This window comes from Priestia sp. YIM B13486, assembly GCF_042787865.1.
GTDB classification, from domain to species: Bacteria; Bacillota; Bacilli; order Bacillales; family Bacillaceae_H; genus Priestia; species Priestia megaterium.
This window is the reverse complement of the sequence record NZ_JBHZOZ010000014.1, coordinates 1-20,630: the sequence shown is the minus strand read 5'-3', so window position 1 is coordinate 20,630 and position 20,630 is coordinate 1. Positions and strand designations below refer to the sequence as shown.

Sequence of the window (20,630 nt, the reverse complement as noted above, 5' to 3'; positions counted from 1 at the left end):
TAGGAGGAGATCAAATGAGAAAAGCGAAACAAGCTGTTGTAGCTTCTGCCGTAGGTTTAGCTGTGTTAGCGACGCCATTAGCTCTACCGAATTTAGGAGGTTCTGCAGGCTCTGCAGAGGCTGCAGAAGTTGGAGGAGACGTAACAGTTGATCCCGTAGCCATAGGACAAGCGATTGCAGATGCGGCTAAAACAGCCGACAATCGAAGTGGTTTCGTCAAGGGAGCAATGGAAAAAGCATTCTTTGAATCAGGTCAACGATACAATGTAATGGTTATGAATTTGAGCCAAGGGTATAATTCAGATCAATTACAAGGTGTTCAATATTTTGACACCGTAGATTATGATGGTATTACCTATGGTGTCTGGGTATTTGAAGAAGGAACATTTATTAATGAAGGCGATGGAGGTTATGATAACTGGGCTTTTAGAGGATGGTTTGAACGAACAGGAGATGACGAGAAAACAGTCAATTTTCATAGACCTTAATGAAAAATAGAGATAAAGATAACAAGAGATTCCCATTAGGGAAGAGCATAGGTAAAGCCTTTACCGCCATGGTAAAGGCTTTTCTCATTGAATAAGTTTGCATTTTCAAGTTAATATAGTTTCGCGGATACTACTTAATTAAGTACTTACATTATAAAAAAACAAGGCGTCATTAAAAAGAAGTAAAATATATTTAAGGAGTTTATTTAAAACGTTACAATTTTTCTTAATTCCTCTTCCTGCTGACTTATATAAACATTGCCCCACTTCTCTAAAGATTTTAGTATTGGAACAAAACTTTCTCCAAGATCTGTTAAATAATATAAAACCCTTTTAGGGTTATCGTTTGTTTCTTCTCTTTCAATCAATCCGTTTTTTTCCATATCCCTAAGCTGCAGTGTAAGGATACGCTGGGTAATACCCGGTATTTCACGGCGCATTGCATTATAATACATGGGTGATTTTGATAACAAAGATAAAATAATACCTTTCCATTTACCACCCATCATATGCATCGTTAACTCAATTGGACAAGCGCGCTTTACAGTTAACGTACAAGGACCGTATTGATCACTTTTAAAGTCTGACATTTTTTCACCTCAATGGCTAGTAACAAAATTGTGCCTTCTTGTTACGTCTATTTTTTCTTACTAAACTTATATTATCAAATAAAACAAAAGAAGGTGCATCAATTGGAATTTGTCCAAATTTCTAGACATATTTACAAACTTACTTACAAAACTGTTGTAGGAATTCCTGTCAAAATTAATACATGGTACGTGCTAGATGGTGAGAGTGTTCATATCATTGATACAGGAATGAAAGACTATGCACATACTCAGTTAAATATAGCAAAATCTTTAGGTATCCCCAAAAGTATTTTACTCACACATGGCCATTTAGATCACATTAATGGCGCCAAGTATTTAAGAGATAATTTAAATATTCCTATTTACGCCCACGAAGTTGAAGCGCCTTTTATCAATGGCGAAAAACCATATCCAAATAAGGCAGAAAAGGAAACAACAGGGGTGGAACATCAAGTTGAAAGTCTAAGTAACAACATCATTAAAAAGTTACCTTTAGATGTGTATTTAACACCCGGTCATACACCAGGACATGTGATATACCACCATAAAGATGACAATGTGCTGCTAACTGGAGACTTATTCTTTTCTAATGCTGAATCCTTACATCCGCCGATTCGAAAGTTTACAGTTGATATGGGTGAAAATATTAATAGCGGACGAATTATAGATGAAATTAAACCTTCTATTATTTCTTCATCACATGGCGAAGATGTCAAATACAACTGTGATTTATATCCTATTTATAAATTTATATATGAATAAGAGGGAGAAAAATGAAAATACAATTATTTCAAACAGAGATTATAGAAGGTGAAGTTAAGCAAAACGAAAACCGCATTGAGTCCTTATTTGAAGAAAAGCTGCATATAGATACTGAGATTGTTGTGATACCTGAAATGTGGAATACAGGTTATGATTTAAAAAATGTAGCAGAAAAAGCAGATATTGATTTAAAGAGAGCTTTTCCCTTTATTCAACGTTTAGCAATCAACCATCAAGTGAATATCATTGCAGGTTCAGTTTCAAATAAAAGAAATGAAAATATTTATAATACAGCCTTTGCTGTATCAAAAACGGGTAAGCTCCTCTATCAAAAAGATAAGATACATCTCGTGCCGATGTTGGATGAACATCATTATTTAACAGGGGGAGATGAAGTCCCAGATGTCTTTGAGATTAACAATATCAAAGCCAGTCAAATTATATGCTATGATTTACGTTTTCCAGAAATCACACGCTACCCAACGTCTCAAGGTGCAAAAGTCATATTCTACGTTGCACAATGGACTACCAGAAACATAGACCATTGGAGAACACTATTGAGGGCAAGAGCTATAGAAAATTGTGTTTATGTCATTGCATGTAACAGCGTGGGAAAAGTGAGTAATGAAAATCATGTCGGCAACACATACGCGGGGCATTCAATGGTCATTGATCCCAATGGAAACATCGTAGAAGAGGGGGGAGATCAAGAAGAGATTATAACAGCGGAAATTGATATACAGAAAGTTACAGAACAACAAACATACATTCCAATATTTGAAAGCCTGAGACCGGATGTTTATAAGCATGCAGAATAGAAATTTGTATATCATCTTAAATTTGGATGTTATCAGAATATCTTATGAAGGTTTACTAAAAAAAAGAGGCAGTTTCACCTGAAAATACTATATTTTTTAAAATTAACATATGTATAAAAGGTGCACTTCTTATACATTAGTTTCTCATCCACCTACTGAGAAAACGTTGATCAGCCAACAATGTATAAAAAGCTGCATACTCCGGAAAAAGGATCCTTGGAAGAACTATCCTTCGTCAAGGGTCCTTTTTTATAATGTTTTCTGGAAGAGTGATTGTGTTAACAAATTATGTATGAATTATACATACGCTTTTATAAGGATTTTAATATATAATTATACTTAAGGTAAAAAAGAATTATTTTAGGAAGAGGAAAATGTGTGAAACGTAGTCGATTGTTGCTTTTATCGCTAATTAGTAGTTTGTTCGTTATTTTAGTGTCCTTGTTCCAGTGGGATCTGGTTGATATGATAACAGAATTTTTAATGTTACCTATTTGGTTATTTGTATATGCTTTCTTTATCATAATGACTATATGGACATTAATTCATCTTTTTAAAAAGAGAAAGTGGCAGCCGTTTGTTATTCAGCTCATTACTATCTCATTATGGTTTTTCTTTCCATTCAATCAAGTCAACTTAGATCTCAACTTTAAAATCCATCAAGATAAGAGAGAAGAGGTTGCAACTCAAATAGAAAATGGTGTTATTAAACCTAATGTATCTGATAGTCCATCACTTATTCAATTACCTAAAAAGTATACTCAATTGTCTAAAGGTGGGGGCGACATCGTAGTAGAAACAAAAGGAAAGGCTAAATCAATTCTTTTCTTTACATACCGTGGGATGCTAGACAATTTTTCGGGGTTTGTATATAACCCATACGATAACAAACCTTCAAAAAGCGATTTTAACGGGGATTTTAAACAAATAAAAAAAGTACATAAAAACTGGTATTATGTATCTTCTTATTAAAAAGAACCTGCTGTTTTGATAGCAGGTTCTTTTTGTTACTTATTTCTTTTTTAACCTTTTAACAACTTTAAAAGCTAGGAATCCTATTAAACCAATAATTATTAAGAATAATAGCAATACTGTTGGATTAAATGTACTCATAATACCATCCTTATGGTTTCTATAATTTACAATGTTATCATATTTAAATGGTTTGCACATTTCTCCTTCAGGATTTTTTACTCCTATAATAGAAGCCCAATTTCATTCTTTCTTCTTTTTTTGGTGACCAGGACTCTTATACTAGTTCAACCTTAGTTTTTATTTTTGGTTTGTAAATATTCTTTTTGAAACATACACATTCTTATAGCATTATGATAGCTTCCATCAACAAAAAATTCATCTTTTAACTCACCTTCAATAGAAAAACCAACCTTCTTATAGATATGAATTGCTTTTTCATTTTCCTTGTCTACAATTAAGTAAAGTTTATGCATATTCAATACCGAAAAGGCATAATTCATTGCTAGGTTTGTGGCAACCATGGCGTAGCCATGACCTTGATACGTAGGGTCGATGATAATTTGAAACTCTGCTCTACGATGAATATAATCAATTTCGACTAATTCCACTAATCCCAGCATATCCCCGTCCTTTTCAAGGATGAAACGACGCTCACCTTGATCGTGAATATGTTTATCATATAAGTCCTGTAGCTCTACAAAAGCTTCATAAGGCTCTTCAAACCAATAAGACATAATGTTTGCATCATTATTGAGTTCATGGACAAATTTTAAATCTTCTCTTTCCAAAGGACGTAACTTAAGTTCCTTATTCATTTCTCAAACCTCCACATTCTAGCATTACTTTAGCACTTTCCGTTTTAAATGTAAAAATTGCTGTAGTTTTAAAAAATAATAAGACATAGTGCAATTATTTACATCCTTATGAAAAGAACCATAGTATAATTTAAAAATCTCGCAAGTAAAATTCATTAACTTTAAGGAGGATCTTATGAAAAAAGCAGTTGGTATTCTTCTTATTTTACTATGCTGTATAAACCAAAGGGTTGAGGCAGCTAATCAACCTTCAGCAGCTCCTATAATACATCATGAAATTTATGTTTCTCCTACAGGGGATGACAAAAACCTGGGTACTAAAAGCAAACCTTTTAGAACATTAAGAAAGGCAAGTGAAGTAGCTCAGCCCGGAACTACCGTTTACATCAGAGGCGGTATCTACTATGAACAATTAATTATTAGCCGTTCAGGTACTAAACAAAAGCCTATTATCTTCAGGAACTATAAAAGTGAAAAGCCTCTTATTAGTGGAGAAAAAATAAAAAGCCGTTCTACAGATGGAGGGCTAGTTAGCATAAAAAATAAGAGCTACATAACAATTCAAGGTTTGAATATAGGTCATTCGTCTACTTCTAAGGAACAAAATACACCATGTGGTATTTTAGTAGAAGGAAGTGGAAAGAACCTTCGAATTATTAATAATCATATTTTCGATATTAAGACTGCACATAAAAATGGAAACGCTCATGGAATAGCTTTTTATGGATCCAAAGCGCCGCGTTCGTTAGAAAACATTGAAATATCGCGAAACCTACTTGAAAACCTGACCTTAGGTTTTAGTGAAGCACTAACTCTAAATGGAAATGTTAAAGATTTTATCGTCAATGCCAATACAATTCGAAACGTTGATAATATTGGGATTGACGTAATTGGCTTTGAAAAAGTAGCTCCTATTGAGAAATATGACCGAGCTCGTGAAGGACTCATTAGTGAAAACCATATTTACAACGTCAGCAGTTATTCAAATCCTGCTTACAAACATGAATACTCCGCTGGGGGAATCTACGTAGACGGAGGAAAAGATGTTATTATTGAGCATAACGTTTCAAGTCATAACGATCTAGGAATAGAAATCGCAAGTGAACACTATGGTAAACAAACTAGCAATGTTCAAGTTATACGGAATATGATTTATAAGAATCGTTTTACAGGAATTTCAATTGGAGGCTATGATAAAAAACGTGGAGGGACGATAAATACTCTTATTGAACATAATATTTTATATGGAAATGATACGATGAACATGGATGGTGGCCAATTACTGATGCAATATCATGCAACTCATAGCGCTATTAAAAATAATGTTATGGTTTCAGTAAAATCTAATTTGCTTCTGGCCAATCTTCATTACTCAAATAAATATAATCAACTTAATCATAATGTGTACCTAAATAAAAGTAGAGATAAAGCGGATCGATGGATATGGAAGGGGAAAGAAATAGAAAGTTCTACTATCGTATCACCTAGGCTTTTTTAATGAAAATTTCTTTTTAGAAGATATTCTTTATTTAGTTGCTCGCTGGGATTCTATTTAAGGCCAAAAAATTATTCACTTCACTATCTGCTGGTTATACTTTTTATTTCATTGAAACAAAGAGAAAGGTGCGTTCATTGTAAATATACAAATGGATTGCAAGAAGATTCATGCTGTTTCTCTATATGAGTAGTGTTTATTTAGGTGCAAATCAATAGCCTTGACATAAAAACACCCCCATTATTAGAGTTTTTTTATCTAATAATGGGGTGCAGTTCAAGCCGTGGGAAAGGTGTTTTATGCCTTTATTTGTTTTCGTTTTCGCTATCGTTATCTATAACATTATCGTTGTTAATATTATCGCTATATTTGAAATCAATAATTCTTTTTCTAATTTCTTCTCTAATTTCAGGGTTTTCTTTTAAGAAAATCTTAGCGTTTTCTCGTCCCTGTCCTAAACGCTCCTCATTATATGAAAACCAAGATCCAGACTTTTGAACAATATCTACTTCAGAACCGATATCTAAGATTTCTCCTTCTCTCGAGATACCTTCTCCATACATAATATCTACTTCAGCAATGCGGAAAGGAGGTGCCATTTTATTTTTGACTACTTTAATTCTTGTTTTGTTACCAACTATGTCATTTCCTAGTTTAAGTTGTTCAGCACGGCGAACCTCAAGACGAAGGGAAGAATAGAATTTTAGTGCTCTTCCACCTGGCGTTGTTTCTGGATTTCCAAACATAACGCCTACTTTCTCCCTGATTTGGTTGATGAAGATGGCAATGGTTTTAGACTTATTGATTGCTCCAGATAGTTTACGAAGAGCTTGAGACATCAAACGAGCTTGTAAACCGACGTGAGAATCTCCCATTTCTCCTTCAATTTCTTTTTGTGGAACTAATGCTGCTACTGAGTCAACAACAATAATATCTACAGCACCACTTCTAACTAATGCTTCAGCAATTTCAAGTGCCTGTTCACCAGTATCTGGTTGAGATAACAGTAACTCATCAATATCTACACCTAGTTTTCTTGCATAAACTGGATCCAGTGCGTGTTCAGCATCAATAAAGGCAGCTCGACCTCCATTTTTTTGTACTTCTGCAATTGCGTGTAAGGAAACGGTTGTTTTACCTGAACTTTCGGGCCCGTAAACTTCCATAATTCTTCCTTTGGGATAACCATTAATTCCAAGAGCTATATCTAAAGCTAATGAGCCTGAGCTAGATGCCTCAACTTTTGTATGTGTGCCTTCTCCCATTTTAATAATTGATCCTGTACCGAATTGTTTTTCAATTTGTTTTAGAGCCATATCTAGTGCTGCTTTTTTATCATTCATAATTTGAAACCTCCGATTGTTATTACGTTTACAATAAACGCCCAGGTATTTCGATAAAGAATAAGAGTTGGCTCAAATGTTTTTGCTCCGTGCGAGAAAATTTTGTGTTTAACTGTCTTAGTTTGCTCTGGCGTTCCTTTATTCATCTCTAAACCCTTAGTGTCGAACAAATGTTCCTGTTGTGTAATCATACAATAAACGCATCTAATTGTAAAGGCGAAAGTTTTTCTGCAAACTAGCTAAAAGAATATCTTATATTTATAAAAAGTAAGTTTATACTTTAGCATTTACTTATCAAATGATAGAAATTAGGGGAAAGGTAGCTTTTTATATAAGTAGAATCGATTACCATCTACATTTTTAAATTTGGATATATATGAATCTATAAATCTGGTTAGACTAATAACGCATTCCTGATATTCCTAGTTACTATAAAACAGATTTTAAGAAGAAATAAAGCAGTCTACACAAATAGACTGCTTTTTGATTAATTATTTACCTGTTTCAGCAAAACGCTGAATACGTTCAGCGATTTCATCACGTACACGCTGGAAGAACGCCCATTTCTCTTCATTTGTTCCTTCAGCTTTTGCAGGATCGTCAAATCCCCAGTGTTCACGTTTCACATGGGGAGGCGTTACTGGGCAGTGATCTGCTGCATGGCCACATAATGTAACGACCAAATCCGCATTATTTAAAATTTCAGGGTCAATGACATCAGATGTTTGGTTTGAGATATCAACACCAGCTTCTTTCATTGCTTTTACAGCATTGGGATTTAATCCATGAGCTTCTAACCCTGCACTGCGTACATCCCATTCATTATTATTTAGATATTTTTTTGCCCATCCTTCAGCCATTTGGCTACGGCAAGAGTTACCTGTACATAAGAAATAAAGTGTTTTTTTAGACATGTGTAAAATCTCCTTTGTGATGTGTTAAGAAATAATTGATAACCAAATATATAAACCAACAAGCGTAATAAACAATGTTGGGATGGTTAAGATAATACCTGTTTTAAAATAGGTTCCCCAAGAAATCTTAACTCCTTTTGTCGAAAGAACGTGGAGCCATAAGAGAGTGGCTAGAGAGCCAATAGGTGTAATTTTTGGTCCTAAGTCCGAACCAATGACATTTGCATAAATCAAGGCTTCTTTAATTGTACCTGTTGCAGAAGTTGCATCAATGGCCAAAGCATCAATCATCACGGTTGGCATGTTGTTCATAATCGATGAAAGTATGGCTGCAATGAATCCCATGCCAATGGTTGCAGCAAATAATCCATGGTCAGCCGTTGCTTGAATGAGGCTTGCTAATACTTTAGTTAGCCCTACATTACGTAATCCATAGACAACAACATACATACCAATCGAAAAGAAAACAATCGCCCACGGAGCTCCTGCTAGCACTTTTTTAGTGTGAACAGCGGGACTCTTTCTTGCTATTCCTAAGAATAAAATCGCAATAATACCTGCGATAATAGAAACAGGAATATCGAAAAACTCACCAATAAAGTAACCAAGAACTAAAATGAATAAAACGATTCCTGATAAACGGAACATTTTCTTATCTTTAATGGCTTCAACCGGTTTCTGTAAATCATCTAGATTGTATTTCTTAGGGATGCTTTTACGAAAGTACAAATATAAGACAACAATACTTGCCAAAAGTGAGAACAGATCTGGCACAATCATACGTGATGCAAATTCAGAAAAGCGAATACCAAAGAAATCAGCTGATACAATGTTGACCAAGTTACTTACTACAAGAGGTAACGATGTTGTATCTGCAATGAATCCACTGGCGATAATAAAAGGGAAGACCATTTTATCCTCAAATTTAAGTGCTCGTACCATGGCAAGTACAATAGGTGTTAGAATTAAGGCTGCTCCATCGTTTGCGAATAATGCTGCTACTACAGCTCCAAGGAGGGATACATAAACGAACATGCGAACGCCATTGCCTCCTGCAGTACGCGCCATATGTAAAGCTGCCCACTCGAAAAATCCAATTTCATCTAAAATTAAGGAAATAATAATAACTGCAATAAACGTTAATGTTGCATTCCATACAATTTGAGTTACATCCAGCACGTCATGGAAATCAACCACACCTGCTAAAAGAGCTAATACTGCGCCTCCACATGCTGACCAACCAATAGACAAGTTCTTTGGCTGCCAAATGACAAAAATCAATGTCACTAAGAAGATGAGGGAGGCTACTATAACTGATATCACTTTACAGACCTCCTATTATTAGCAACAATTAATACGTAAACCTTGCTTTTCTAGTTCTTTTAATCGTTCATCTTCGCTTGGTAAAGAATCGAGTATATCAAGGACAAACTGATAATAGCTGTTTTCTTTATTTAAGGAATAGAAGATCCAATGTCCTTTTCGTCTTTCACTTACGAGTTCGATAGCTCTTAACTTCCGCAAGTGTTGGCTAATAGCCGGTTGACTTGCTTTATAAATTTCAACTAGCTCACAAACACAGCACTCGTTATTTTGGAGCAGCTTCATCATTGACAATCTTGTCTTATCTCCAAGCAGCTTCAGTATCTGTACTGCTTTTTCCACTTCTACCTGCGCTTTTACATCCATTATGACTCACCTCCTTATTTTCAAATATAATTATATAAGTATTTTATTATATATTCAACGAAAATATACATTTTAAACATTAATCAAAAAAAGTTGATTAATGTCTTGATTTATCTGAATTTTCCAGATATGATGAATACATCAAAAAAAATTGATTTATGAAAGTGAGGATGAAAGCAGTGAGAGTCAACAACTCTGGAAACTTATCTGTTACGTACTTTCGAGCCTATTTTCATTTAGTTATGAACACCCAAGGGATGGACCAGAAGGAAGCACAAAACCTAATCTTTCAGCGTTTTTTTCATCAAGATCCTATGCTAAGAGGGGAAACTACATATAGTAACTTTAAAAAAGCTGCCGAAAGCTTCGATCATTAAATCAAAAAAAGTTGATGAAGGAGAATGACAATGGAAACAGTTAAGGAAGGAAAGCACCCATTTAAACAGTACGAACAAAAATTTAAAGCACTTGCTGATCAAAAGAGATTAGAAATTATGTATGAGCTCTGCCAGCGGGGACAGACATGCGTATGTGACCTAACTGAATTCTTTGGGATGTCTCAATCTAAACTTTCCTATCATTTAAAAATTTTATTAGAAGCAAACCTTATCACAAAAGAAACAAAAGGGACATGGAGCTATTATGATTTACATGATAAAGAGGTAAATCACCTGTTATCTGAGGAGCTTTGCTGCTTGTTTAGAAAAGATACAAGTAAAAGCGGCTCCTGCTCTTAAATTAATATATTTAAAATAATATTGTTTATAATGCGAAGGAGGAAGTGTAAATGAAATATGTTCACGTAGGAATTAATGTAACGAATCTAGAGGCGTCCATGGAGTTTTATCAAAAGGTATTTGGCGTTCAACCTGTGAAAACGAAAGTAGATTACGCTAAATTCTTAGTAGATGAGCCAGGATTAAATTTTACTTTAAACGTACGAGACGAAGTAAAAGGTAATCAAGTGAATCATTTCGGCTTCCAAGTAGAAACTCCTGAAGAAATTCATTCTCATAAATCACGATTAGAAAAAGAAGGCTTCTTTGCTCGTGAAGAAATGGATACAACTTGCTGCTATGCTGTGCAAGATAAGTTTTGGGTAACAGATCCGGACGGAAACGAATGGGAATTCTTTTATACGAAATCTGATAGTGAGGTTCACAAGAACAGCGATGGGCCAAATGAAAAGCTACCTGTAACTAATGCTTGTTGTTAATCATTAGTTAACATAAAACCATTTATCGGTAAAAATAAAAAGCAGACCTTTAATTAAAGATCTGCTTCTTTTCTTTAGCAAAGACTAAATATGTTCCCACTAAAAACATGATGCCCAAACCTATAAAGATTAACCAGTACGTTAAAGGGAAACTATAGGAAACTTTCATAACTCCAGTATTTCTATCTAATATTCTAACGGTGTAAGGAGTATATGCTGTCTTAATAGTTAAGTACGTTAATAAAGATTGAGCAATAAGAACTATCCCTATTGCACATTTCATTATATTGCCCCCAGACTCATACAAGTTTCTGTGTACAGTTTAACACAAAGGGGCTTACTTAATGTTACCATAATCACTCTTTCAGGAACATATGAAAAAGAGAACCTTTATGGGAATAAGGGTTCTAACAGAATGATTTTTATAAAATATAGACATCTTTATACGTCCCTTATGTATCAATGTTTTTCTCTAGGCTAAATAATAATGGAGTGCATAAAAGTCTTATCTTATATACATTTATAAAAAATCCGAATAAAAATAACCCAGTAAATATTGAATATAGAGATTGAGTAAGCATGAACAAAGACTAAAGGAACAAATCAAATTCACCTACTTTAAAATAAATCCTTACGCATTTCCCGTGTTCTAACACCATCTTCAATTTTTTCTGCAATGTCCATTAACCTTTCAATGTCGGAAAAGGAATACATTCGGGTACCTGAAGAGTTTCGTTTTGGAAAAATAAGCTCTCGCTCTTCATAATAACGAACTTGTCTTTCTGATAAACCTGTCATTTCAGTAACGATTTTTATAGTCATAACTTTCTCATCTAAATATGGATGATTTTTAGTCAAGATTATCCTCTCCTATTTCCATTCTTTATCAGTATAATAGAAAGCAAGTTGAAAGAAGGATAATCACTTTGGCGATTCCATTATAATCCAATAATTATAGTGAATCATTAAAATATGGTTAAAAATAAATTAAAAGTAAATTAATTCATTAAAAGTATTAATTAACCTTTTTTAAGTTTCGTTAAAGCAATTTTATTAATTCCAATAAATTTTTTAACTTTATTCCTTTAGTGTTTGAATAAAGTTAAAAATTAGGAGTCCGTAAAAGTATTTTTTTTCGAATGGGATAGCTGTTTTTTAAGTCATTTTTTTACAATCCCAAAAAGTGTACTTTTTGAGACTATCTATATTGGAAAAACTTAACCATAAATTAACTATACATAGTTAAGGGGATTCTGGTGCATAAGTGTTGAAATGTTGTACTGAGAAGCTATCAGAAGAAGATATTCTTTATTTCGCGGGTGATTGTCCACTCGTTCCAATTCTGAGCGTTTCTCATAATACTGTTTTTAGTGAAGAAGGGGAAAAAGCAATTATTTGCTATCAATATCTCTATGTGTTACACTATGTTTAACTTGTTTTTGTTCGGTATAAGATTGAGAGAAGAAAAAACCTTAAACAGAAGTTTTTATCTTGAAATAGTATGATTGGGCAAGAAAGGTAATACATTTGTGGAATATTCCACAGCAGGAGGCAACATTATGACACAAGGTACAGTAAAATGGTTTAATGCAGACAAAGGTTTCGGTTTCATTGAAATCGAAGGCGGAGACGATGTATTCGTTCATTTCAGTGCTATTCAAGGTGAAGGTTTCAAATCATTAGAAGAAGGTCAAAAAGTGACTTTTGATATCGAGCAAGGTCAACGTGGAGCACAAGCTGCTAACGTTCATAAAGCATAATCAAAAGTGATAACAAAAAGGACTCCTTATGAAGGAGTCCTTTTTTTATGGTCTTATAATTAAAAAACCATGATTTATCTACTATTAGTTCAATAGAAAACCCAGGCTTTAAAAAAAGCCTGGGTTTTAGACAAGACGATCGATACAAGGTATAACTAGTTATAACATACATTAGAAATAGAAAGCAAATGCAAATAAATTAACTATATTTTCAATTAAATAATATAGTAGTAATTTTTAATCTATGCGATAGCATTGGTACAAATTATCTTCGATGGGGATTAAGGGGGATTTTATTAATAAGCCGTTCTCCAGCTTCCATGTGATTTCCACACAAAGGGCATTTTTGATGGTTGTCGTAAGAGAAATCTTTTCTCATCCAGCCCTTACAATCTTCTACTGTACATTCCCAAACCTCTGTTTGTTCTTGAGCTAAAGGTTCTTGGTTTCTTTTGCCGTAATAATACATACTAACATCACTACTCCTCATACTACATTATAGCTTATAAAGGAGTAATAATCATTTATATAAATTAGTGTTTCTTACCATTTTATTTTCATGGAATAATGCACGGAATTTTTGATATAAGAATTTCTAAACACTTGGTAATAATGTTCATATCTTCTTCTTTTGCTTTTTAATTGCACCACTTACCGTAGTAGTACATCCCTAAACTAAGCCGCCAACGTAAGGAGGGTTAGTTTAAAGATTAGTTTAATGGTGGAATCATTTCGCTTATCACCGGTAATCAAATGGTTATTTATAGGGACTTTCCAGAAGTTTCATGACTTGTTGGAAACTTTTATTTCGAGTTATTATAAATAATAAAACTTCATTTTACCTCAAATTAAAATATATTGTCAATGAAAAATTTGTAATATTTTCAAAAAATGTTATAATAGTTTTACAATTGTTTTTTCGATCGTATTCCGAATTCCGCTGTGTTTTTTTCAGATAGAATTATGGATACATTTTTTCAATACCCTTTTTTAAAACTGAAAAAAACTCAAACAGTTGTGTGAGCTTTAAAGGTAAGTTAGTTGAATAAAATTATTAATTTACCATCTAATAGTAACCGAGTTTTTATTCTACAAGGAGGCCTAGAATAATGAATCTAATCAATAAGAAAGTTACACACAAGCTTTTTGGGATAGGTAGTATAGTTAAATGTAATGATTCTAGTATTGAAATACATTTCGCATCGGAAAATAAAAAGTTTGTTTTCCCTGATGTATTTGGAAAGCATCTAAAACTGCATGATAAAAGTGTTGCTCATTCACTCGAAAAAATTATAGAAAAAAAGGAAATGGAACACAACGAGGAAGAACGGAAGAAGGAAGAGGAAAAAAAACTACAACGAAAAAACCAGGAACTTCGCTGGGGACTTGAAAAACTTATGAAAAATCATAAACTTCATTCTGAATCACAAATGGTTTTTTGGTGTGACATAGAAGAACAGAATAGTTCTTTTTTAGAGTGGAAGGTTTTTTCAGGTGTAATAAAAAGCGGTAATAACAAGGGGAAGCCAACCAAACCCATCCGTTTGCACCAAAATAGTGCTGTCTTGTTAACAGCAATAGATTCCAGTATGCCTGAAAAAGACAGACGTATCTTAGGCGTCTATATGGTGAATGAAGATTTTATCGGTAAGCTTTGTGAAGATGGATATATTCCTGCTCATTCAAAATACAGACTCCAGCTTACAGAACAGGAATCGGATCAGATGCCTTTCTGGAAATATTATGTAAATGAAAGAACATCCCAAAAAATGACATGGAATACAGGTAAATATCGTTATTTTGATAATTTATGGATGGCTCAAATTTTGCTTGATATAGCTGAGTTAAAAAATGACCCAAAGGAAAGAGAGCTGGCACAACAATTTTTTGAACATTTTTGTAAAATGAATCTGATAACAGCTGAGGAGTTACCAAAGCCTAATGGCGCATTGATGCGTATGTAAACGTTAGCCCAAAGATAATAGGACTGACACATTTTTCTCACCCATCATTAATAGCGAACATTCCTTAGCTGTTCGCTATTAAAAAGGCAAGAACAGAACGTAGGAGAGAAGATGAAGGATATAACGTGAAAATATTTAGTGATGGAAAAACAGTAACTATAAGAGTATCGAATGAATTAGTAACAATCTTAAAAATTCATTATGTAAAAAACATGAAAAGATACTCTTATACGGTTACTAAATATCCAAGTATTTTTTCTTTGAAGAAGAATTGATGAAACAAGAATAATAAGTAGATAATGAGGAGATACACCTATGCTTAAATTTAAAGTTATTTTCGAATTTATAAATGGCAGGACAAAGGAATTAAAATTCGAAGCCGCATCAAAGAAAGAAGTCATTAGTCATATAACAAAATATGAAAGATTCATTTCGAATGAAAAAGAGTTAGTGCACATCAATTTAAATAACGTGGTACAGTTTATGATTACAGAAGAAAAATAATAATAAAAACTAGGCATCTATTAATTGAGGTGCTTTTTATTTTAATAAATAGACTGATTTAAATTTAAATAACATTTCTGAGAGTAGTAATAAAATTGAGCGGTTAATTAAAGCTCTTCTTAGCTCTTCACTAGATAAAGAGAAAGTTATAGAACAATTAATTGAAATGGAGTTAGAACTTGACCATATTAATGGGCACTATAAAAGCTTAAAAAAAAGAATTAAAACAATTACTTAATGTTTAAGTAAAAAAAGTTACTTATAAACTATAAAATATGGAGAAAAATACATGAGCACTAACACTCTGCCTTTATTTTCAGAAAAATACTTTGAAGGATTAACTTTAAGTCCAGCTCTGTTTTATTCATGGAAATATAGCATTCGCTTTGAAATATCAGATCCATTAATTTCATCTCACGAAAAAGATTGTTTGAATCAAGCTTTTCATCGATCAATCACATTATTTCAAAGGGTATTTGGAGAGGGAGATGAGATTCTTTTTGTTACGGATGTACATACTACGAACAAAGATCGTTTCCTTCAAAAAAGACCTTTAAACGTTTATTTAAAATACATAAAAGATAAACAGCGGCTATATCAATTAAACCATCACTGTTTGCCGAGTATATTTCAGGATGAAGATGAAGACGATGATCAATCTTTGACCCATCGCTTTGTACTTTCTTGTAAGAAAACAGAATTAAGATATGCGCAGCTTTTAAAGGCTATTAATTATGAAGACTTTGCTCATCCATCTACTATTCTGAAGAGTAATTCCCAAAGTAGTTATGATATTTACTTTATTAATCTCTCTAAAAAAATGATTTTTCATTTGTATGATGATCGTGGATGTGATGTCTTAGCCTCAAGTAAAGAATCTATACGCTTTCTTTATGAAGAATATAATAATTGGATTTTGGATTATGATCGAGAAGAAATTGACCTTTTATTTAAGTGAAAAGTAGGATTCATCCACTAATTAGCACATTTTTTATATCCATAATCACCTGTCTTACAGTAACTAAAAATAAAAAGGGTATCTACAATCTTCTAGGTTAATTTTGATATATAATCAGATTAGCATTAGGCTTATAGCTCAATGGAAATATGACCCTAAGGAGATATTACAATAATGCAAGACCTAAAAAATAATAAACCGACAGTAGCTTGGCAACAAAGAATGGAAGATGATGAAATTTTCACTGTAGAGAATATTAAAGCCACTGATGAAATCCTTGATACTTATATGAATAGACTTAAAGATTCTGTAGATAAAATGTCAGAACAAGATATCTTAGAATATGTAAAAGAGGTAGTTATAGGATTAAACGAATTAAATGAACAATTTGATTATTTCATTGAAACGTTAGAAAGAGAAGAACTTTGCGATTTTATCATTAAAGCTGCAAATGCAGCTGGCTTAGAGACTGAAGAGGATATTACAGAAGAGTGGAGAGAGTGGTAACATACAAATGCTTACATATAGGAGAATTAAATATGGATTCTAAGCAGTTATTTCTAGTTACCATAATCATGACCCTAGGAAGTAATGTAAAAGAAGAACATTGTGTGAAATGTTCTTCTTTTATAAATGATCAGAGTGAGGTATAGCTGCATACATTTGCAGGTGTCTTTTTGACACTTAAATTTAATCGTTCTAATGGCCATGAAATAATGAAAGAGAATATTGATAAACATAAATAATTACGAATCCTAGCGAAATTAATAGCCATACATGCAATTTTCTGAAGTGCTTGATGGTATTTCCAATTATTTCATGAAAGATAACAAAAGACAGTGTACCGATTGCTGCGCCAGTCGATAAAGCTTGTAGTTTAAGTGAGGAAACTTGTACACTTTCACCAATGAATAAACTGCCTCCTAAAGACAGCGACAGAATGGCTATAATTAGTAAAAAGAAGGTGTTAGGTATTTTTGCTATAGAGAGGACTGTCATAATTGCCATCCCCTCTGGGACCTGATGTAAAAGGGTAGCTGCGAATACAGAAGCTGATTGGTGCATATCTGTTATTCCAAATGTAATACCTGTGATGACATTATGAAAAAAAATAGCAACCGTTAATAAGATAAGTGCCTGTAAGGGTGAAATTTCGCTGTTTTGTTTATGCAAAAAGAGGTCAATGCATAGCATGATGATATATCCGGCTACAATTCCTAATAAAACGCCTCTTAAATCATATAGATGCCAAGTAGACGGAAGGATATCAAAGAACAATAAGCCCAATAAGATTCCACCGCATATAGCATACATAAATTGGATTCTTCCCCTTGCCAGATGGTTTACTAATCCGAGAAGTCCTCCTCCTGCTAATAAACCCATTAAAGAACCTAAAGTAAATAAGATATTCATTTCTATATGCATAATTGCTACTTCCTTTCGGCTATATGGTTTTTTTACAACTAACCTATTCAAAGGAAAGGCAATCATACCTATGTTTTATAAATGGTTAAAAAAATAAAAGTACACGATATTAACTTGGGAGTAATTTTTAGGTAAATCACTAATAAAAAAGGACATACTAACGTTATCTAAAAAAGAGGTGTTACTATGGAATCTCCTTTTGAAATGATAACCAATGTGGACAAGGTCGAAAATGCTTATTATATAGAAGTGAAACCAGGTGAGTACAATGCAAAGTATTGGAATAAAGACTCGGTCTATTTTGCTGATGAAGCTTTTGCTTATTTCTATACCACGATTTGCAAGTATGTGCCACAGTACCAACCTACCCAAGTGACAGAAATCAAGGCAGAAACATGGCTAAGGATTAGTAATCAGCTGCAAGAACTCGCATATTTTTTGAGCACTAATCCGCCTATGATTAAACTAAAGAAATGGATTGATTTTAGCAAAGTAGAGGGAACGTACAAACAGTTTGATCATCAAAAAAACAAGTACATTCGCGAGTTAATTAACATGATTAACGAATTTACAGTGTGGATAACAAAGGTATGTCAAACGCAATCATATATCACCATTTTGGGCACTTAACAGGCCTTGAAACCTTAGAGGCTTGGAATGAAGAGCAAAATCCCAAAAACAAATCGTGAGTTAAATCACTAAAAATGCCCTCAGATGAAGCAAGTGATTCTATAAATCAAAAAAAGATACTTTATAAAGTATCTTTTTTTGATTTAAGTTTTTGAAGAATGTAAAATCTAATTGGTATCATTCGGTACTTCAAGAGAAGTAGGTTTGGTGTTCCTTTTGAAAAATGAAATAATTACCATTATAAGAACGAATGCTACACAAACTATAGAGCTTAACCTATTCGCACTGTCTATGAGAAAGACTATGAAGCTAATAATTAATGTACATGCGGCAAAAAGCGTTAAATAAGGGAAGCCCCAAAGTTTAAAATATGGTTTTTCTTTATATTGAGGACGTAGCTTTAGCTGAGCTAAGCAAATACTAATCCATATAAGAGAAACTGTAAATCCAGGAATAGCTAATAAATAAGAAAAAGCTTTTTCAGGATATAAGTATACGAGGTACGTTCCCAATAATAAAAATAGGACACTGAAAGCTAAACTGTAAACAGGTACGCCTTGTTTATTTACATAGGACAAACTTTTAGGAGCATCTCCCGACTGAGATAAAGAATGAAGCATCCTTGTACAGCCATAAATACCTGAATTGGCTGCTGAAAGGACAGCTGTTAATAAAATAAAGTTCATAATATGAGAAGCACCTTGAAGCCCGGCTGTTTCAAATACTTGGACAAAAGGGCTAGCATTTGCATCAATTTTATCCCATGGTATCAAGCCACAGATAATAAAAATAGGCAAAGTATAAAACAGAACTACTCTCCACATAACGCCTTTAACTACCCCTGGTAATACCTTTTCAGCATCTTTTGTTTCCGTAATAGTTAAACCAATGAGTTCTGATCCTCCATACGAGAAAATGACTACAAGTAATGTAGAAAAAACGGCTTTCCAGCCATTTGGCACAAAATCACTATAATTATGAAGATAATGAGAAGATGAATTATTACTTGGCATAATTCCAAATAGTATCGCTATACCTAATAAAATAAAAGCAATAATAACAAAAATTTTAATACCAGCAAACCAAAACTCAATTTCTCCAAAAGACTTTACGCTTGTAGCATTAATTAAAATAAGTACAATTGAACAAATAAGACAAAGAATCCATAAAGGAATAGAAGAAAACCAATATTGCAGAAAACTACCTGCAGCGATGACTTCAATAACGCACACAGTAAGCCACATAAAGCAATAAGTAGCCCCCATTACAAAAGAAAAACGTCTTCCAAAAGCTTTTTGAATTAGATCTTTCATATTGTGCGATGGGTATACAATAGCCATTTCAGCCAAAGCTCCCATTACAATGAGAAGCAATAGTCCAGCAAATAGATACGAAAAGATAACCGAAGGTCCTGCTAATCCAATTGTATCAGCACTCCCTTTGAAAATCCCTGTTCCAATCATTCCTCCAATAGCAATCATTCGAATGTGTCGCGGTAATAATTGCTTTTTTAACGTATTCTTTGATGCAGTATTTTCTTTCATGATGCCCTCCTTTTAACATAAAAAAGTCCCTGCTGAATTATTCAGCAGGGACGAAAATTTCGCGGTACCACCCTATATTGTAAAAACATCTTACCTCTTAATTACCATAACGGTTTTATCCGTCCTCTCTAAAACACCATTAGAAGAGGAAGCTCTAGGAGTGAATTTCATCTCTAATCTTTGTACTGACTTCCACCAATTATCAGCTCTCTATAACAGGGAGATTAGGATTACTTAAGATCCTATCTTAGCTTTTGTTTATTAAATTAAAGTGTATGTAATGTATATCATCATAGTTAGTTTGAAATTAAATGTCAATATGTTTTTATCTATTTACAGCTATAAGAAGAGTTATTAGATTTTACATAAAGATAATCATTACCACTATTCGGTATTTAATCATTCCTTTTCCAATCATTTGTACTGTGATTGAATTGTACGCTTTTCTATAATAGAAAACCTACTGTGCAAACAAGAGTACAGTAGGTTTTCAAATCAGAATAAAAATGGTGAGGAAATATCTCAGTATTGTATCCTAAAGAATATAACAAGGCAAGAGTTATTATCCTTTTTAGAACTTTTCTTTTACAAAATTTGAATTATAAATATATAAAAACCTTTAATAATAGGAATTTTAAAGGTTTGTTACTTCTTATAATTTTGATTATGGTGCGACAAGAAGTCGCTTTCTTACAGTGTAGCTAACGCTACTCATCTAGACGCCAAGATGATCTCCATCC

Annotated in this window: 23 protein-coding genes, 1 pseudogene and 1 other annotated feature; of the genes and pseudogenes, 13 read left to right on the top strand and 11 right to left on the bottom strand. The window is 33.3% G+C overall.

Translation table 11 applies throughout. From position 1 onward, the window contains the following. Positions 1–14 precede the first annotated feature (14 nt). Entirely contained in the window at positions 15–488 is a 474-nt protein-coding gene (locus tag ACFX4G_RS24295) for a hypothetical protein (RefSeq protein ID WP_043981843.1), read from the top strand. Positions 489–694: 206 nt separating this feature from the next. On the opposite strand, the gene ACFX4G_RS24290 is transcribed toward ACFX4G_RS24295, so the two are convergent. Then, complete coding sequence (locus tag ACFX4G_RS24290) at positions 695–1,078, bottom strand: winged helix-turn-helix transcriptional regulator (RefSeq protein ID WP_377577500.1); 384 nt, start codon at positions 1,076–1,078, stop codon at positions 695–697. Positions 1,079–1,180: 102 nt separating this feature from the next. On the opposite strand from ACFX4G_RS24290, the gene ACFX4G_RS24285 reads away from it, so the two are divergent. The 3 genes from ACFX4G_RS24285 to ACFX4G_RS24275 all read left to right on the top strand — a co-directional run bounded on the left by ACFX4G_RS24285 (position 1,181) and on the right by ACFX4G_RS24275 (position 3,630). After that, positions 1,181–1,840: an MBL fold metallo-hydrolase gene (locus ACFX4G_RS24285; RefSeq protein WP_097823753.1), complete on the top strand. Its 660-nt coding sequence runs from the start codon at positions 1,181–1,183 to the stop codon at positions 1,838–1,840. A gap of 11 nt (positions 1,841–1,851) precedes the next feature. Next, positions 1,852–2,658 carry a carbon-nitrogen family hydrolase gene (locus ACFX4G_RS24280; RefSeq protein ID WP_097823752.1) on the top strand — a complete coding sequence of 269 codons (807 nt, stop codon included), beginning with the start codon at positions 1,852–1,854 and terminating at the stop codon, positions 2,656–2,658. A gap of 378 nt (positions 2,659–3,036) precedes the next feature. Next, positions 3,037–3,630 carry a hypothetical protein gene (locus ACFX4G_RS24275; RefSeq protein ID WP_097823751.1) on the top strand — a complete coding sequence of 198 codons (594 nt, stop codon included), beginning with the start codon at positions 3,037–3,039 and terminating at the stop codon, positions 3,628–3,630. Positions 3,631–3,923: 293 nt separating this feature from the next. Here ACFX4G_RS24275 and speG read toward each other — a convergent pair whose 3' ends face one another. Continuing rightward, positions 3,924–4,448 (bottom strand): spermidine N1-acetyltransferase, encoded by a 525-nt coding sequence (gene speG, locus ACFX4G_RS24270; RefSeq protein ID WP_013056444.1) that lies wholly within the window; start codon positions 4,446–4,448, stop codon positions 3,924–3,926. Between the two features lie 175 nt (positions 4,449–4,623). Here speG and ACFX4G_RS24265 point away from each other — a divergent pair, with 175 nt between their 5' ends. After that, positions 4,624–5,946: a DUF1565 domain-containing protein gene (locus ACFX4G_RS24265; RefSeq protein WP_377577494.1), complete on the top strand. Its 1,323-nt coding sequence runs from the start codon at positions 4,624–4,626 to the stop codon at positions 5,944–5,946. A 302-nt stretch (positions 5,947–6,248) separates the two neighbouring features. On the opposite strand, the gene recA is transcribed toward ACFX4G_RS24265, so the two are convergent. The 5 genes from recA to ACFX4G_RS24240 all read right to left on the bottom strand — a co-directional run bounded on the left by recA (position 6,249) and on the right by ACFX4G_RS24240 (position 9,889). Then, positions 6,249–7,286, bottom strand: coding sequence for a recombinase RecA (gene recA / locus ACFX4G_RS24260; RefSeq protein WP_097823749.1), 1,038 nt, complete (start codon positions 7,284–7,286; stop codon positions 6,249–6,251). After that, on the bottom strand, positions 7,283–7,477 hold the full coding sequence (locus tag ACFX4G_RS24255) for a hypothetical protein (protein WP_141425872.1): 195 nt from the start codon (positions 7,475–7,477) through the stop codon (positions 7,283–7,285). The genes recA and ACFX4G_RS24255 overlap by 4 nt, the downstream gene beginning before the upstream one ends. 300 nt (positions 7,478–7,777) lie before the next feature. After that, entirely contained in the window at positions 7,778–8,200 is a 423-nt protein-coding gene (gene arsC, locus ACFX4G_RS24250; protein WP_097823748.1) for an arsenate reductase (thioredoxin), read from the bottom strand. A 24-nt stretch (positions 8,201–8,224) separates the two neighbouring features. Next, positions 8,225–9,523 (bottom strand): arsenic transporter, encoded by a 1,299-nt coding sequence (locus ACFX4G_RS24245; RefSeq protein WP_318331380.1) that lies wholly within the window; start codon positions 9,521–9,523, stop codon positions 8,225–8,227. Between the two features lie 18 nt (positions 9,524–9,541). Then, the gene (locus ACFX4G_RS24240; protein ID WP_028410070.1) at positions 9,542–9,889 is read right to left on the bottom strand and encodes an ArsR/SmtB family transcription factor; all 348 of its coding nucleotides are present in this window, start codon (positions 9,887–9,889) and stop codon (positions 9,542–9,544) included. A 407-nt stretch (positions 9,890–10,296) separates the two neighbouring features. Here ACFX4G_RS24240 and ACFX4G_RS24235 point away from each other — a divergent pair, with 407 nt between their 5' ends. Both ACFX4G_RS24235 and ACFX4G_RS24230 read left to right on the top strand, forming a co-directional pair. Beyond that, entirely contained in the window at positions 10,297–10,626 is a 330-nt protein-coding gene (locus ACFX4G_RS24235; protein ID WP_043981853.1) for an ArsR/SmtB family transcription factor, read from the top strand. Positions 10,627–10,676: 50 nt separating this feature from the next. Next, complete coding sequence (locus ACFX4G_RS24230) at positions 10,677–11,105, top strand: ArsI/CadI family heavy metal resistance metalloenzyme (protein WP_162214031.1); 429 nt, start codon at positions 10,677–10,679, stop codon at positions 11,103–11,105. A gap of 624 nt (positions 11,106–11,729) precedes the next feature. Here the strand turns inward: ACFX4G_RS24230 and ACFX4G_RS24225 are convergent. After that, a pseudogene (locus tag ACFX4G_RS24225) lies at positions 11,730–11,927 on the bottom strand (MerR family transcriptional regulator); the annotation flags it as partial. Between the two features lie 737 nt (positions 11,928–12,664). Between ACFX4G_RS24225 and ACFX4G_RS24220 the strand changes: the two are divergent. Then, positions 12,665–12,865 carry a cold-shock protein gene (locus tag ACFX4G_RS24220; RefSeq protein ID WP_013056497.1) on the top strand — a complete coding sequence of 67 codons (201 nt, stop codon included), beginning with the start codon at positions 12,665–12,667 and terminating at the stop codon, positions 12,863–12,865. A gap of 265 nt (positions 12,866–13,130) precedes the next feature. Here ACFX4G_RS24220 and ACFX4G_RS24215 read toward each other — a convergent pair whose 3' ends face one another. Further along, the gene (locus ACFX4G_RS24215; RefSeq protein ID WP_016763693.1) at positions 13,131–13,334 is read right to left on the bottom strand and encodes a cold-shock protein; all 204 of its coding nucleotides are present in this window, start codon (positions 13,332–13,334) and stop codon (positions 13,131–13,133) included. A 640-nt stretch (positions 13,335–13,974) separates the two neighbouring features. Here ACFX4G_RS24215 and ACFX4G_RS24210 point away from each other — a divergent pair. From ACFX4G_RS24210 to ACFX4G_RS24195, 4 genes are all read left to right on the top strand, one after another. Beyond that, complete coding sequence (locus ACFX4G_RS24210; protein ID WP_377577489.1) at positions 13,975–14,829, top strand: malate synthase; 855 nt, start codon at positions 13,975–13,977, stop codon at positions 14,827–14,829. A gap of 315 nt (positions 14,830–15,144) precedes the next feature. Continuing rightward, positions 15,145–15,333, top strand: coding sequence for a hypothetical protein (locus tag ACFX4G_RS24205; protein WP_013082641.1), 189 nt, complete (start codon positions 15,145–15,147; stop codon positions 15,331–15,333). Between the two features lie 289 nt (positions 15,334–15,622). Continuing rightward, positions 15,623–16,291: a DUF3885 domain-containing protein gene (locus ACFX4G_RS24200; RefSeq protein WP_377577486.1), complete on the top strand. Its 669-nt coding sequence runs from the start codon at positions 15,623–15,625 to the stop codon at positions 16,289–16,291. A gap of 174 nt (positions 16,292–16,465) precedes the next feature. After that, positions 16,466–16,798 carry a hypothetical protein gene (locus ACFX4G_RS24195; RefSeq protein WP_230184770.1) on the top strand — a complete coding sequence of 111 codons (333 nt, stop codon included), beginning with the start codon at positions 16,466–16,468 and terminating at the stop codon, positions 16,796–16,798. Positions 16,799–16,990: 192 nt separating this feature from the next. Here ACFX4G_RS24195 and ACFX4G_RS24190 read toward each other — a convergent pair whose 3' ends face one another. Next, positions 16,991–17,716 carry a ZIP family metal transporter gene (locus ACFX4G_RS24190; protein ID WP_377577482.1) on the bottom strand — a complete coding sequence of 242 codons (726 nt, stop codon included), beginning with the start codon at positions 17,714–17,716 and terminating at the stop codon, positions 16,991–16,993. A gap of 186 nt (positions 17,717–17,902) precedes the next feature. On the opposite strand from ACFX4G_RS24190, the gene ACFX4G_RS24185 reads away from it, so the two are divergent. Then, the gene (locus ACFX4G_RS24185; protein ID WP_377577479.1) at positions 17,903–18,346 is read left to right on the top strand and encodes a hypothetical protein; all 444 of its coding nucleotides are present in this window, start codon (positions 17,903–17,905) and stop codon (positions 18,344–18,346) included. A 167-nt stretch (positions 18,347–18,513) separates the two neighbouring features. Here the strand turns inward: ACFX4G_RS24185 and ACFX4G_RS24180 are convergent, their stop codons facing one another. Further along, the gene (locus tag ACFX4G_RS24180) at positions 18,514–19,890 is read right to left on the bottom strand and encodes an amino acid permease (protein ID WP_043981862.1); all 1,377 of its coding nucleotides are present in this window, start codon (positions 19,888–19,890) and stop codon (positions 18,514–18,516) included. 43 nt (positions 19,891–19,933) lie between these two features. Further along, positions 19,934–20,148, bottom strand: a binding site (T-box leader). Between the last annotated feature and the right edge of the window lie 482 nt (positions 20,149–20,630).

What these genes read in the sequence shown, in the direction of transcription:
- ACFX4G_RS24295 (WP_043981843.1), top strand. Translation starts at nt 15, where the DNA reads ATGAGAAAAGCGAAACAAGCTGTTGTAGCTTCTGCCGTAGGTTTAGCT.
- ACFX4G_RS24290 (WP_377577500.1), bottom strand. Translation starts at nt 1,078, where the DNA reads ATGTCAGACTTTAAAAGTGATCAATACGGTCCTTGTACGTTAACTGTA.
- ACFX4G_RS24280 (WP_097823752.1), top strand. Translation starts at nt 1,852, where the DNA reads ATGAAAATACAATTATTTCAAACAGAGATTATAGAAGGTGAAGTTAAG.
- speG (WP_013056444.1), bottom strand. Translation starts at nt 4,448, where the DNA reads ATGAATAAGGAACTTAAGTTACGTCCTTTGGAAAGAGAAGATTTAAAA.
- ACFX4G_RS24265 (WP_377577494.1), top strand. Translation starts at nt 4,624, where the DNA reads ATGAAAAAAGCAGTTGGTATTCTTCTTATTTTACTATGCTGTATAAAC.
- recA (WP_097823749.1), bottom strand. Translation starts at nt 7,286, where the DNA reads ATGAATGATAAAAAAGCAGCACTAGATATGGCTCTAAAACAAATTGAA.
- ACFX4G_RS24255 (WP_141425872.1), bottom strand. Translation starts at nt 7,477, where the DNA reads ATGATTACACAACAGGAACATTTGTTCGACACTAAGGGTTTAGAGATG.
- arsC (WP_097823748.1), bottom strand. Translation starts at nt 8,200, where the DNA reads ATGTCTAAAAAAACACTTTATTTCTTATGTACAGGTAACTCTTGCCGT.
- ACFX4G_RS24240 (WP_028410070.1), bottom strand. Translation starts at nt 9,889, where the DNA reads ATGGATGTAAAAGCGCAGGTAGAAGTGGAAAAAGCAGTACAGATACTG.
- ACFX4G_RS24235 (WP_043981853.1), top strand. Translation starts at nt 10,297, where the DNA reads ATGGAAACAGTTAAGGAAGGAAAGCACCCATTTAAACAGTACGAACAA.
- ACFX4G_RS24230 (WP_162214031.1), top strand. Translation starts at nt 10,677, where the DNA reads ATGAAATATGTTCACGTAGGAATTAATGTAACGAATCTAGAGGCGTCC.
- ACFX4G_RS24220 (WP_013056497.1), top strand. Translation starts at nt 12,665, where the DNA reads ATGACACAAGGTACAGTAAAATGGTTTAATGCAGACAAAGGTTTCGGT.
- ACFX4G_RS24215 (WP_016763693.1), bottom strand. Translation starts at nt 13,334, where the DNA reads ATGTATTATTACGGCAAAAGAAACCAAGAACCTTTAGCTCAAGAACAA.
- ACFX4G_RS24210 (WP_377577489.1), top strand. Translation starts at nt 13,975, where the DNA reads ATGAATCTAATCAATAAGAAAGTTACACACAAGCTTTTTGGGATAGGT.
- ACFX4G_RS24205 (WP_013082641.1), top strand. Translation starts at nt 15,145, where the DNA reads ATGCTTAAATTTAAAGTTATTTTCGAATTTATAAATGGCAGGACAAAG.
- ACFX4G_RS24200 (WP_377577486.1), top strand. Translation starts at nt 15,623, where the DNA reads ATGAGCACTAACACTCTGCCTTTATTTTCAGAAAAATACTTTGAAGGA.
- ACFX4G_RS24195 (WP_230184770.1), top strand. Translation starts at nt 16,466, where the DNA reads ATGCAAGACCTAAAAAATAATAAACCGACAGTAGCTTGGCAACAAAGA.
- ACFX4G_RS24190 (WP_377577482.1), bottom strand. Translation starts at nt 17,716, where the DNA reads ATGCATATAGAAATGAATATCTTATTTACTTTAGGTTCTTTAATGGGT.
- ACFX4G_RS24185 (WP_377577479.1), top strand. Translation starts at nt 17,903, where the DNA reads ATGGAATCTCCTTTTGAAATGATAACCAATGTGGACAAGGTCGAAAAT.
- ACFX4G_RS24180 (WP_043981862.1), bottom strand. Translation starts at nt 19,890, where the DNA reads ATGAAAGAAAATACTGCATCAAAGAATACGTTAAAAAAGCAATTATTA.